The organism is Bradyrhizobium sp. 61 (genome assembly GCF_023073075.1).
Taxonomy (GTDB): domain Bacteria; phylum Pseudomonadota; class Alphaproteobacteria; order Rhizobiales; family Xanthobacteraceae; genus Bradyrhizobium; species Bradyrhizobium barranii.
This window is the reverse complement of sequence record NZ_JADPIU010000084.1, coordinates 554457-566622: the sequence shown is the minus strand read 5'-3', so window position 1 is coordinate 566622 and position 12166 is coordinate 554457. Positions and strand designations below refer to the sequence as shown.

Below are 12166 nucleotides of genomic sequence, written 5' to 3'. Positions count from 1 at the left end.
CGACATGGCGGATGCCTGCGTGCACCTGATGAAGACCTATTCGAGCGCGGAGCTGGTCAACATCGGCACCGGCGAGGACATCACCATCGCCGAGTTCGCGCGCGTCGTGGCCGCCATCGTCGGCTACGGCGGCGAGATCAGTTTCGACACCTCGCGTCCGGACGGCACGCCGCGCAAGCTGCTCGACGTCAGCCGGCTTGCAAAGCTCGGCTGGCGCGCCACAACCTCGCTCGAGGATGGTGTGAGGCGCGCTTACGAGGCGTTCCTGTCGAGCCATCCAGCCGCGGTACGCCAGCTGTCTGAGGTCTTGCGCTAGACGAGTACGGATTATAGGGCGGCCCGAAAGGCCGGTTCTGGCACTAGCCGCTGTCGGGGCGCCGCAAGCGCGTTCCCTGGCGCGCCCGAAGCTCCTCTTCGTATTTCAGCTTTTCCAGCAGCATGTCGGTCACAAGACGTCGCAATTGCGCGTTCTCGAGCTCTAACCGCTTGATTGTGTCCACACTGCTGGCGTCCGACGAACCGAGCGGCCGGCCATCGGCCTCGCCGCGCCGACCACCGACCGGCTCGGACGAGTCGGGCATCTTCTTCCAGCGGTGGTAGGTCATGATGCTGACGCCAAGCGCCTTCGATATTTCCCGCTGGGTCTTCCCCTTGGCCGCAAGTTCGTTGGCTTGCGCCAGCTTGGCCGAAATCTCCTCCGAGGCATGCCTCTTGCCAACCATCGTGGTCCTCTCCGGCCAGAATCTTGCCAGTCCGGACTTAGTAAGCGCGAATCGTGAACGTTTTCAATAGGCCAGCGAGAAATCCTGGACCGGCTATCAGCCGGCTGACCCGTCAGCGCATGCGTCCGCCGATGCGACAGGACATCATAAAGCGCGGTCCCGTGCTCCAACCGGTCGCGCCGCCAAACAGATCATTCCCAAATGTACCAATGTTAACTCGTGCGACGAGGCCGATTGCGACCGGGAAGCTCTGGTCAATATGCGTTGCGCGGCCGGATCAATTCGAACGCCGTCTTCAGCATGATATGAATATCCAATATCAGGCTCCAATTATCAATATACCATAAGTCGAGTGCAACTCTCCGTTCCATGAGCTCGAGCCGCGGCGTGCCCCCGCGATAGCCTTGAACCTGCGCCCAGCCGGTAATACCCGGCTTGACGTGATGGCGGAACGCGTAGTTCGCGATCGTGCTGCCGTATTCGTAGTCGTGCACCAGCGCGTGCGGGCGCGGCCCGACGATCGACATATGGCCCTGGATCACGTTGAGCAGCTGCGGCAGCTCGTCGATGCTGGTCTGGCGGATCAGGCGTCCGACCCGGGTCACGCGCGGATCCTGCTTCGTCGCCTGCACGACCGTGCCGCCGTCCTCCTGGACGCTCATGCTGCGCAGCTTGTAGATCACGAACGGCTTGCCGTTGAAGCCATGGCGGCGCTGCCGGAAGATCACCGGCCCCTTCGACTCCAGCTTGATTGCGGCTGCGACGAGGATCAGTGCGGGAGACAGCACGACCAGCGACGTCGCCGCCACGATGATGTCGAGCAGTCGCTTGGTCAGGCGATCGAGAACCGACAGCGGTGCCGGCTGCACCTCCACCATGTAGAGCCGTTGAGGCATCGAGGTCTGGTGGCGCAGCACGGTCGACACCGCGCGATCGGGCAACAGGCGCACCGGAAGCGGAATGACGCGCAACCGGTCGAGCAAGGCCTCGATGTCGCGGGGACCGGACCAGGACAGCGCGAGCACGATCTCCTCGGCAGCGGCCTCCCGTATGCGCTGCATCAGCTCGTCTTCGTGCCTCCCCGGAGCAGAGAGTTTTGGCGCTTCGTTCCTCGGCAAAATGATGCGCTCGACCTCGTGCAGGCCAAATCTGGCGAGCAGGTCGCTCCTTCCGAACTGGGCCAGCTCGCCTTGCGTTCCGATCACCACCACTCGCCGCCCGCGGATCGTGCCGGCGACAAGCGCCGAGCGAAGGCGTCGTTTCCCCAGCCAGCGCGCGACGAGAAGGCCGGCGCCGCCGATCGCGAAGAGGCAGACGACCGAGCCACGCGATGCGTCGCCGCCGGATTTGAACAGAAACAGCACGACCGCGAGGACGAGAGCGGCAAGACACCAGCCGGCCAGGACCCGCCCGCCGTCGAGTTCGTCGTCCAGCAGCTGGTTCAACCGGTAGAGACCGAGGAAATGCGCGACCAGGACATAGGCGAAACTCGCCACCAAACCGAGCCCGGCATAGAAGGAGCCGTCGGCGGTGCCACCGAGCGCGCGCTGATAGGCGATGCCGCCGATGGCGCCCGCTGCGACGATGATCGAGCCGTCGACGGCCGCGAACAAGGGCTCGATGAAGCTGAACGGGATCGCCAGACGGACCCGCGATCGGCCCTCGAACGCCGATATCGGCTCACCCGCATTGGTCAGGTCGGTCACAATTCGCCCCCGGGGTCGGTTCGCGATCCGGATACCACGGGCATTGTACCATAATTATGATACTTTTACTGTCGATTAACCAATGCATCATTCGTGGATGACGGCGCCTTCGCCTCGTCATCCGATTGACATGAATCTGCAATCCGCCGCGTGCTCAAGCGCGACGAGATCAGGCTGAATCGTCATCGCGCTTCAGGTGATTGTTCGACTAGCGCGACGGCGCAGCGTCGGGTTTAGGCTCGATCAGTCTGGACAGCGCGATCTCGTTGACCACGGGCGGGGTCTGCTTCAAAAGCTCCGCCACATAGGCGCGGCGGTTGGCCTCGATGCGCTCTGCCCGCATCCGCTGCACGAGAGCCTCCCGCACGTCCGCCAGCGGCCGCGTATGCGACGCCTCGGTGTCGAGCAGCTTCAGGACGTGCCAGCCGTCCTCGAGCCGGATCGGATCGGCAATGCCCGACTTCGGCAGGCCGGTGACCTGGCCACGGATCTCGCTGCGCATATCGGGCTCGGCGACCCAGCCGATCTCCCCTTCCCGCCCCGCGGTTGCCGCATCGTCGGACGATGCCTTCGCGATCGGACCGAACTCCGCGCCGGGCTGCTTGATCTTCCGCACGATGTCATCGAGCTTCTTACGCGCCGTGTCCTCGGCCGCCTTGTCGGCGTCCTTGGCGAGGTTGACCACGATCTGGGCCAGGCGGAAGCGGCGGGGAACGAGGAACGCGCTGGCGTTCGCCTCGTAGACGCTCTTGATGTCGGCCTCGCTCGGATAGCTGTCGCCGAGCGCCGTGACCGATTGCAGGTAGCTCTCGACGATCAAGGTGTCGCGTGCGCGCGCAAGCTGCGTCACGACGGCCGGCTGCTGGTCCCACTTCTTGGCCGCGGCCTCCTTGAGCACCAGGCGGTTGGCGAGGATCGCGCGCACCGTCTGGCTCAGCAGCGCCGGATCACGCGCCATCGCAGCCTGCTGGCGCGCATCGAGAAGCTGGATGGTGGCGCGCACTTCTTCCGCGGTGACGTCGCTGTCACCGACGCGGGCGATGATCTCGCTGCCCTTCACGGCCGCATTGTCCTGTGCCGCAGGAGCTGGCTGGGCCGCCGCGGGAGCCGCCGGTACAGGCGTTGTGCGCGGGGCTGGGGGCTGGGGCGGATTGCGCGTCTGCGCGAGTGCCGGCGATGACGCCGCGGCGTGGAGCGCACCGGCTAGCAGCACGAGCTTGAAAACGTTCCGGGTCATGGCTTGGCCTTCTGTTCGATGATCTGGTCGCGAAGATCCTGGGCGGCGTTCTGATGCTCGACCCGCTTGAACCCGATCACGGGATCGTGGTGGATCACCTTCTCCAGCGGATCCATCTTCTCATATTGCTTGACGGTATCGTCGGCGATCCTGACGAGACGGACATTCTTGGCCTCGCAGGCCTTGGCGCTCGCCTTCCAGCTCGTCGCCTCGCCCTCGAACTTGGAGCGCTCCGCGTCCTTGGTCCGCGCAACGCCCGCCGCCTCGCCATAGGCGGCCTTCCACTTCTCCAGGGAATCGTCGCGCTCGGCGATCCGCTCGTTGAAGTCCTTCACCGCCTGGCGATAGGCCTGCTCGGCTTCCTTGACCTGGGCGCGATAGCCCTCGATCTGCTTACGCAGGCGGTCGCGCTCCTGCTCGGCCGCGGTCAGCTTGGCCTGGACTGCGGCCCGTTGATCCTCGGCGGCCCGCGCCTGCGCGGTGGCGCTGCGCAGCGCCTCGCGCAAGCGATCGCTTTCCTGGTCGGCATGGGCGGCCGAGGCGACGACGAGCGCCAGTGCAGCAATTGACGACAGACGCAACAGCCGCATGATCAGAACCTCGCGTTGAGATCGAGCTGGACGATGTCGACCTTGTACGGCTGGCCGGCGATGTTGTTCGCGCTCATCCAGCGCACCGATCCCCAGATGTTCTCGCCGAGGCCAACATTGCCGCCGATGAAATAGCCCTTGAGATTGGTGCCACCGAGGCCGAAGTCGGAATCGACGAACGCGTCCACCATCGCGTCGGACTCCAGATATTTGTAGCCGACATGCGCGTTCCAGTCCCAGAGATGCTTGATCTCCTTGTTGCCGACGGTCATGCGCGCAAGCCAGCCCTGGTTGCCACCGTTGTACACGCTCGCGCTGCCGTCTGTCGTTGAGCTGAAATTGTTCGGAAACACCGCGACAGCGGCAACGGCGCTCCGGTTAAATGCCGTATTCCAGATATACTCACCGTCCAGGATGATGTGAATCGGGTTGAACTGCGTAAAATCAAGCTGCGCGCTCGCGACCACCGGCCGGAAGTCGCTGGCAAGGCCGTAGTACTGATATTGCGCCGTAGTGATGGGCGTGAACGCAAGGTTGCGCAAGCGCATATACGTGTTGCCCTTTTGCGCGAAGGAAGGTCTCAGCACATCCGTGTCGCAGATATCGCTCGCAGTGATGACCAAGCATTCGCTGGAAAGTTTGCCCTTCAAATTAGTGAAGTCATAGTAGGCGAATGCCAAGGTGAGATTGGTTTCGGAATCTAGTCTTGCGCCGAAACCACCCTGGGCGCCGAACAGCCACTTGTCTCGGCTCGGCATCTTCGCTGGTCCCGACAGGTCGGCAGTATTAAGCCCCGCGTTGAGATCAGTGTTGAAGACCGGGAAGGCGCCGCCGACGAAGAAGGGCGTGAAACCCTCTGCAACTTCCTGCTTGGCCTGAATTGCGAAACCATCGAAACCGAGATCCTTGTACCAGACCAGATCTGTCGGCGACCAGAATGGATTGTCGAAGCGGCCGACAGAGCTGACGAAGTCCCGTACCGGCTCATATTTGACGAAGGCGCGGTCAAGCCAAACTGCGTACTTCGAGAAGTTGCCGCCATTTCCGCCGAACGTCTGATTGGTCGAAACGGGTGAGCTGCTCTCCCCGGTCGCGATCCTCAAGCCAGCGGTGAACCCGTCGAACAAGTCAACGTCGGCTCCCAGTCGCGCACGAAAACGAAAGCGGTTGCGGTCCTGTGTCGCGTTGTAGGTCGGTGGGAAGTAAGGATTGGTCGCGTTATCCTCATTGAACGGCGAACCTGTATTGATGGCGTTGAAGTTCTCGAGGTACCCACTATTCCCCGCCGGGAAATAATCTCCCTCGTACCGCGCGCGGATGTCGCCGTAGAACCGGATCCGCTGCGCCCATTCCGGGTATTTCCCGGGCGACGCCCAGTTCTCCTTGTGAGCGCGGTCCATCACCTCGGCCCTGATCTCTTCGCGCAGCTGCTTCTTCACGATCTCGGGCACGTAAGTGACGCGCTTGGTGCCGGGCGGCGACGTTGCGTCGGCAGCGCTGGTCGCCTTCTTCTCCGCGCCTTCCGCCTTGGCCGCGGCATCGCGCGTCGCCTGGCGGGCGACATAGGCTTCGTCGTCGGCCTGCTTGACCAGGACTGCGGCCTGCTCCTCGCTCAGCGTTCCCTGCTTCACGAGCAGATTGATCAGGTTGACCGTCGCGTTCGATGAAGGCGGCGCGTCGCGCGAGACGGTCGGACGCTTGCCCTGCGGCATCCCGTCGTCCTGCGCCGCGGCGGGGACTGCGAACGCAAGCAGCACCGCTGCCGTCGCTGCCAGTTCTCGCGTCTTCATTTCACGCCACATGACATCACCTCTTCTGCTCTCAACTCACTCACAGTCACTCGTCTCACCGCACTCACCCCCGGTTCTGGCCCGTGAGGCGGATGATCATCGGCATCGGCATGTCCTTCGGCGGCGGCTCGCGTGCGCGCAGGCCGCCGACCACCTGGTCCCGGATGGCCACGTCGAGCGCATTGTCGCCCGTCGAAGGCGACAACTGCACGCGACTGACCCGGCCGGAATTGTCGAGCCACACCCTGGCGACGGTGCGGAACGCGGCGTCGCGAGATTTTTCATTCGCCTGGAGTCCCGCGTCGATCTGCGATTGCAGCATGCTCGCGTACCAGCCGAAGCGGCTGTTGCCGCCGCCTCCGCCGCCCCCGCGTCCCTTGCCCTGTGCAAAGCCGCCGCTGCCCGGCCCGGTGCCGAGACCGAGATCCGGCGGGCCCGGCGTCGGATCCGGTCCGGCATCGGGCGGCGCGTCCTTTGGAATGTCGACCGGCTTCTCCTCGGCGACATCCTTGACCGGCGTCTGCTCCATCACCTTTTGCTCGGGCTGCTGTTCCGGCTGCTGCTCGGGCGGGGGCGGCGGTGGTGGCGGAGGCGGCGGCGGCGGAAGCACCATCGTCACCTGAAGCTCGTTCACCTTGCGCGGCGGATCCTTGTCGCCACTCATGACCATGATGACGACGCCGGCCACCAACGCGATCACGACCAGCGCCGAACCGCCGAGCAGCAGATAGCGCCGCCATGCCGGCGGGCCGTCGTCGTCGTTGCTGTCGTCGTCCCACGCCATCGTCCCGTCTCATCGCGCCGACGGCTTGGTCGCCATGCCGACCTGGGTGAAGTTAAGGCGGCCGAGCAGATCGAGCACGTCGACGACGTTCTGGTACTGAGTCTGGCTGTCGCCGCGCACGACGATCGGAAATTCGGGCGTCAGCGCACGCTGCTGCACCAGTCGCTGCTCGAGCTCGGGCAGCGTCACGGGAATGGTGTCGAGGAACAGCTTGCCGTCGTTGGCGACCGTGATCGCCTTGGTGGTCTGCTGTGCGAGGCTCGGCGCCGCGCTCGCCTTCGGCAGGTTCACCTTCATGCCCTGCACGGTCGCCGTGGTCATGATGATGAAGATCACCAGAAGCACGTAGGCGAGATCGAGCATCGGCGTGATGTTGATGTCGTCGTACGGCTTGCTTTCGGACTGGACTTGCATGGGTTCACTCCGCCGCCTGCTTCACCGGCTCTTCCGGCAATTCGTAGGACTCAGCGATCCGCGTGATGAACTCATCGACGAAGACCTGCATCTCGCTGCTGACATCCTTGATGCGGATCGTCAGGTAGTTGTAGGCAAACAGCGAGGGGATCGCGACGCCGAGGCCTGCGACGGTGGCGACCAGCGCGGCCGCGATACCCGGTGCAATCGCATTGACGTTGACGTCGCCGCTGGCCGCGATCGCCGCGAAGGTGATCATGACGCCGACCACTGTGCCGAGCAGGCCGAGGAACGGGCCGCCGGAAATCGCGATCGTCAGCATCACCATCAGGCGATTGAGGCGCTGGCTCTCCCGCACGTAGCCGCTGTCGAGCACGGCGCGGATCGACTGGATCGCCTGCGGCGACAGCCGGCGGTAACCGCCGCCAGCAAAGCGGCGCCGGATCTCCTGCGCACCGGCCGCGAACAGGCGGTAGAGCGGCGCGGCATGAACCACCTTGCGCTGCTTCTTGCCGAGCTCGCCCCCGAAGCTGGGATCGTTCTCCTGATTGTCGAGCTGGAGCAGCCCTCCGATGTCGGTCGAGGTCTCGCGAAAATGCTTGAGGAAGATCGTGTTGCCGGCCGAGACGCGGTTCAGATACGAGATGCGATCGACCATGACGTACCAGCTTATCAACGCCATGATCCCGAGCAGGCCGATGACGACCCAGCCGTCCAGCGTCACCGAGCGCAGGATCACGCCGAAATAGCCGCCGCTGAACCAGCCCGCGTTCTCCTCGTCGACGCTGAAGGAGATCAGCTTGGCCTGGTCGGGTCCCTGCCCGACCGCCGACAGCTTGATGAACCCGGCCGAGCGCGCGACCTTCGCGATCGCAAGCTCGTCGACGTCACCGGCAAAGCCAGCGGCAGAGCCAGAAGGCGCGGCCGCGGGCGGCGTTGCCTGAGCCGCGTCGGCTGCGGGCGCGGCTGCATCCGCGGCGGGAGCTGCCGCGGTAGCGGCGCGACCGAGTTGCGCCACGCCGGTCATGGTGGGCAGGGCCGCAGCAAGCGTCGCGACCTGGCTCCCGTCGACGTAAAGGATGATCTGGGCGCCCTTCGCGGAGAATGCGACCTGGTGCCAGGTCCCGGCCGCGATCGCCGTCCCGCCGGCGGCACGCTGCGTATTGCCGCCGCTCGTGACCTCCACGAACGCCACACCGTTGTCCAACCCAACCGTCAGCCCGTTCGCGCCCTCATTACGAGCGAACAACACGGCGCCCGGCTGTGGCGCGGTCATCTTGATCCAAAGCGACCAGCTCAGTTCGCCGCCCTCGGCGGTCACGAGCGAGGGCGAGCCGGGAAGCGTAAGCGCAGTCTGCCCGTCAAGGCGCGCGCCCTGCCCGATGATGGCGCCGTCAGCAGCCGGGACCGCGTTCTGGGCGGTGTTCGCCCAGGCGGTGATGTCCTGCGCCGGCGTCGAGCGGTCGTTGAAATGATAGACCAGCAGGGTGTCGGGATCGTAGGTGCCCTTCGCGTCGACCGCGGTCGGCGCCTTCTGGTTTCCGTAGTAGAGCCAGATGTCGTTCTTGGTCCCCGGCTTCAGGTCGGGAACGCCGACCCAGACCAGCGCCTCGCCGAGCAGCGAGTCGTATTTCTCGACATGGTGCTTGAGCGGCGTCTTGTCGTCGCCGGCAACGAAGCGAAGGTCGCCGCCGTCCTCCTTCGCCCCACCGAAGCGAAAATTGCCGACATGCAGACGCACGAGAATCGGCGTGGTGCCGATGGCATCGCTGATCCCTGCACCGGACGGACCGGTGTCGATCGTGATCTTCTTGCGCAGCGTCCACTGATCGTTCCACCACGCCGCCGCGGGCGACGGCCACAGCGCGGCGAGGAAGACGAAGGCGAGCATCACCGGCGCGCTCAGGCGAAGTCCGGGGCGTGATCCAAAGCGAAGGAGCGACATCTAGAATTCTCCCCAGACCCGAAAGCTGAACCGTGGATGGTTGGCGACGGTGACCTGCTGGCTGGTCAGCGGCATACCGACGAAAACAATGCTGTTGAGATAGCGAAGGGTCTTCATGCGCATGCCGACCCCGTAGCTTGCGAGGTCGAAATGCGATTCCTGATCGATGAGCGGCTTGTGGATTCTGGTATTGCCGCCGTCGGCGAAAGCGAAGAAACGAATGTCGTCGAAGGCGTTGTACTTGATGGATTCGCCGAGCGGATTGGGCAGCTTCTGCTCGAAATATTGTGCGAGATTGGGCGTGCGCAGCTCCAGCGTCCCGGCGACGCCGTAATCGCCGATCACCTCGGATTCGAGATAACCGCGCACCGTGTCCTGTCCGCCGAGGCTGAATTGCTCGCTGGACACGAGCGGCTGATCCGCCGCCTGTCCCTGCAGTTTTGCGTAGAGCTGGAACCCGCCGGCGAAATCCTGAGTGTGCGAGATGTCGGCATGCAGCGTGATGAAGCTCGCGGTCGCGTCGAAACGCTTGGCGTCGAACTCGTCGCGGCTGGAGCCGATGCCGCGCAAGCCTGCCGTGATCGTTGCGTTGAGCTGCGTGAGCCGCCCCTCGCCCTGCCAGGTTGCACCATAGGTGCCGACGAGCGGCACATAGGTCACGGGCGAGTCGAAGGCATCGGAGCCGAGCTTGAGCGACTGCTTGAAATCCTTGTAGTCGACCCCGAGGGACAGCGTGTGGAACAGTTCGCCCCTGGACGGCAGCGTCAGCACCGCACGTCCACCGACCACCTGACCGGGGCCGACAACGTTCGAGCCGCCGACTGTCGCGACCGAGCTGTCCGAGGTCAGGCCATAGACGAGGACGCTGAGCCAGTCGATTTCGGTTCGCGCCAGGTACGACCCCGACACGACCATGGCGTCCTTCGGGTTCATCGGCGAGACCTGGTATGTCCAGGTCATGGAGTGACCGAGCTGCCAGAGATTGTCGTAGCGCATCGAGATGCTGGTACGCAGCGGCGTGGTGCTCGGGCTCTGCTTGTTGTTCAGCTCGATGCTGCCGTGGAGCGGAAGCGTGTCCTCGATGTTGAGATCGACGTCGACGGTGCCGGGCGCGACGCCAGCTCGCAGCGCCGGCGTGACGCGCCGGTCCGGCCAGCGGTTCAGCGCGACGATGTCCTTCGTGACGTCCTGAAAATTCGGCAGCGTTCCTTCCTTCAGTGATGGCGCGCTGCTCTTGACGTTGTCGAGGTCGAAATAACGCGAGCCCTTGACGCGGAGGCGTCCGACCCGGTTCTCGGTAACCTTGAGCACGACGAAGCCGCGTTGCGCATCCTGCTGCGGCACGGCCACGCTGACGGTCTGAAGGCCCTTGTCGTGATAGGCCTTCTCCACCGCGACGCGGGCCTTCTCGACATCCTGCGAGCTCTTGTCCGGACCGAGGAAGGGATAGACCGCAGCCTCGATCTCGATCTGCGGCAGATTGTCCGCGCCCTCGACACGATACTCGTCGATATCGAAACGGGTTTCCGGTGCTGCCGGCTTGGCCGCCTCCGCCTCACTCTTGGCCGGCTTGGCGTTTGCGGGCGCAGCAGCAGCAGGCTTCGCCGCAGCCGGCTTGCTCGCGTCGGCCTCGGATTTCGCCGCGGCCGGCTTCGTGCAGATCGCGCAGATGATCAAGCCGCAGATGGCGAGACGCGAGGCACATGCCGCATCAGACCGACCACTCCGCACAGCGCGCAGCGGCGGCGGCGCATGACGGCGCGCGCCATTATGATACAGACGACGCGAATTCACCACAGCCTCGATATCATGCTCGCATTGCAGACGCCCTTCGGCGACCGCAGCGTCCTTCGGACAGCCCGAAACCGACCGAGACGCCGGTCTGCGAGGGCCTTATCCGATAGACGTTGTGCGCGCAGGCGCAGCGAAAACTTTTTACGATGCTCGCGACACCGCTCGATCGTTCGTGTGATGATTTCACGCAACATAACACCACTATCACTCGATGTCTGTTACTCGATAACAGTTCGTCACATTACCGTTGTGCGGCCTTACTACCGTCCGGCCACAAATTGGGGACTGAGTGAAGTGGGGCGTAGCATGACCATCGACAGCATCAGCAGCTTGCGGACGCTTCTGCTCGCAGAGTATGTCGACTTCGATCGCAGGTTGACGCGCCGACTGGGCTCCTCGGACCTTGCTTCGGAAGCGCTCAACGAAACCTACCTTCGTCTCGAAGGCATGCGCGAGCTTGGGCCGGTGCGCAGCCCGAAGGCTTATTTATTCCGCATCGCGCTCAATATCGCTGCGGACCGCCGCCGCGCCGAGAAGCGCCGCCTCACCGTCGACGAGGTCGATGCCCTGCTCGAAATTCCCGACGACCGGCCCGACGCCGCGCGCGTGATCGAGGATCGCTCCGAGGTCAATCTGCTCAGGCACGCAATCGCCGAGCTTCCCGAGCGCCGCCGACGCGTGCTGATGCTCTCGCGCATCGACGGCATGCCGAACCGAGAGATCGCGGCCCTTCTCGGCGTCACCGTCCGCACTGTCGAGACCGACCTCAAGCAGGCAGTCGAGCATTGCGCTGATCGTCTCAAACGTCCCGTGCGGACCAAATTCGGTTTTCAGCGTCCAGCTTCGTCTTACGTACATAGATATGCCGATCGCGAGCATCCGCTCACGCCCGGCGTGTGCGGGAAAGCGCTGGATCGTGACGAAGCGAAGCCATCAGGTCGATCACTTGGATCCCTTAATCCGTGAAGCCCTTTCATGGATCATGCGCCTCAAGTCGGGCGAGGCGACGCTTGCAGATGCCGAACAGCTTATGGACTGGCGCGGGCGAAGTGCTGCGCATGAAAATGCTTTCCGCGATGCGGTAAAGTGCTGGCGCGCCATCGGCCAGGCGCTTGCAACCGGCCGTCCCGCGCCGGCAAGCCGGCGGCGGCGCGCATCGAAGGGCAAAGCGCGCACCTAATGCC

11 protein-coding genes and 1 pseudogene are annotated in these 12166 nt (G+C 64.2%); 3 read left to right on the top strand and 9 right to left on the bottom strand.

Annotated features, from left to right (window positions below):
* Positions 1–316: pseudogene (locus IVB46_RS35965) on the top strand (GDP-L-fucose synthase); the annotation flags it as partial.
* 43 nt (positions 317–359) lie between these two features.
* Here IVB46_RS35965 and IVB46_RS35960 read toward each other — a convergent pair.
* The 9 genes from IVB46_RS35960 to IVB46_RS35920 all read right to left on the bottom strand — a co-directional run bounded on the left by IVB46_RS35960 (position 360) and on the right by IVB46_RS35920 (position 10982).
* Positions 360–722, bottom strand: a complete 363-nt coding sequence (locus tag IVB46_RS35960) for a helix-turn-helix domain-containing protein (protein ID WP_085402783.1) — start codon at positions 720–722, stop codon at positions 360–362.
* Between the two features lie 254 nt (positions 723–976).
* A complete protein-coding gene (locus tag IVB46_RS35955; protein ID WP_247308529.1) occupies positions 977–2428 on the bottom strand; it encodes an undecaprenyl-phosphate glucose phosphotransferase in 1452 nt (483 codons plus the stop codon).
* Between the two features lie 208 nt (positions 2429–2636).
* Positions 2637–3665, bottom strand: a complete 1029-nt coding sequence (locus IVB46_RS35950; RefSeq protein ID WP_247308527.1) for a peptidylprolyl isomerase — start codon at positions 3663–3665, stop codon at positions 2637–2639.
* Positions 3662–4255: a hypothetical protein gene (locus IVB46_RS35945; protein ID WP_071915573.1), complete on the bottom strand. Its 594-nt coding sequence runs from the start codon at positions 4253–4255 to the stop codon at positions 3662–3664. The genes IVB46_RS35950 and IVB46_RS35945 overlap by 4 nt, the downstream gene beginning before the upstream one ends.
* Positions 4256–4257: 2 nt before the next feature.
* A complete protein-coding gene (locus IVB46_RS35940; RefSeq protein ID WP_247308525.1) occupies positions 4258–6057 on the bottom strand; it encodes a putative porin in 1800 nt (599 codons plus the stop codon).
* Positions 6058–6109: 52 nt separating this feature from the next.
* Positions 6110–6829: a TonB C-terminal domain-containing protein gene (locus IVB46_RS35935; protein WP_247308523.1), complete on the bottom strand. Its 720-nt coding sequence runs from the start codon at positions 6827–6829 to the stop codon at positions 6110–6112.
* A 9-nt stretch (positions 6830–6838) separates the two neighbouring features.
* The gene (locus IVB46_RS35930) at positions 6839–7243 is read right to left on the bottom strand and encodes a biopolymer transporter ExbD (RefSeq protein WP_027534659.1); all 405 of its coding nucleotides are present in this window, start codon (positions 7241–7243) and stop codon (positions 6839–6841) included.
* A gap of 4 nt (positions 7244–7247) precedes the next feature.
* Positions 7248–9134 carry a MotA/TolQ/ExbB proton channel family protein gene (locus tag IVB46_RS35925; RefSeq protein WP_247309111.1) on the bottom strand — a complete coding sequence of 629 codons (1887 nt, stop codon included), beginning with the start codon at positions 9132–9134 and terminating at the stop codon, positions 7248–7250.
* A gap of 54 nt (positions 9135–9188) precedes the next feature.
* Complete coding sequence (locus IVB46_RS35920; protein WP_247344643.1) at positions 9189–10982, bottom strand: ShlB/FhaC/HecB family hemolysin secretion/activation protein; 1794 nt, start codon at positions 10980–10982, stop codon at positions 9189–9191.
* Positions 10983–11159: 177 nt separating this feature from the next.
* Between IVB46_RS35920 and IVB46_RS35915 the strand changes: the two genes are divergently transcribed.
* Positions 11160–11948, top strand: a complete 789-nt coding sequence (locus IVB46_RS35915; RefSeq protein ID WP_247308518.1) for an RNA polymerase sigma factor — start codon at positions 11160–11162, stop codon at positions 11946–11948.
* A complete protein-coding gene (locus tag IVB46_RS35910; protein WP_247308516.1) occupies positions 11929–12162 on the top strand; it encodes a DUF4880 domain-containing protein in 234 nt (77 codons plus the stop codon). Before IVB46_RS35915 ends, IVB46_RS35910 begins: the two co-directional genes overlap by 20 nt.
* Positions 12163–12166 lie beyond the last annotated feature (4 nt).

Bases quoted from the DNA above. Each gene is read 5' to 3' on its own strand.
- IVB46_RS35950 (WP_247308527.1), bottom strand. From the start codon at position 3,665: ATGACCCGGAACGTTTTCAAGCTCGTGCTGCTAGCCGGTGCGCTCCAC.
- IVB46_RS35940 (WP_247308525.1), bottom strand. From the start codon at position 6,057: ATGTGGCGTGAAATGAAGACGCGAGAACTGGCAGCGACGGCAGCGGTG.
- IVB46_RS35945 (WP_071915573.1), bottom strand. From the start codon at position 4,255: ATGCGGCTGTTGCGTCTGTCGTCAATTGCTGCACTGGCGCTCGTCGTC.
- IVB46_RS35915 (WP_247308518.1), top strand. From the start codon at position 11,160: ATGATTTCACGCAACATAACACCACTATCACTCGATGTCTGTTACTCG.
- IVB46_RS35960 (WP_085402783.1), bottom strand. From the start codon at position 722: ATGGTTGGCAAGAGGCATGCCTCGGAGGAGATTTCGGCCAAGCTGGCG.
- IVB46_RS35935 (WP_247308523.1), bottom strand. From the start codon at position 6,829: ATGGCGTGGGACGACGACAGCAACGACGACGACGGCCCGCCGGCATGG.
- IVB46_RS35925 (WP_247309111.1), bottom strand. From the start codon at position 9,134: ATGCTCGCCTTCGTCTTCCTCGCCGCGCTGTGGCCGTCGCCCGCGGCG.
- IVB46_RS35930 (WP_027534659.1), bottom strand. From the start codon at position 7,243: ATGCAAGTCCAGTCCGAAAGCAAGCCGTACGACGACATCAACATCACG.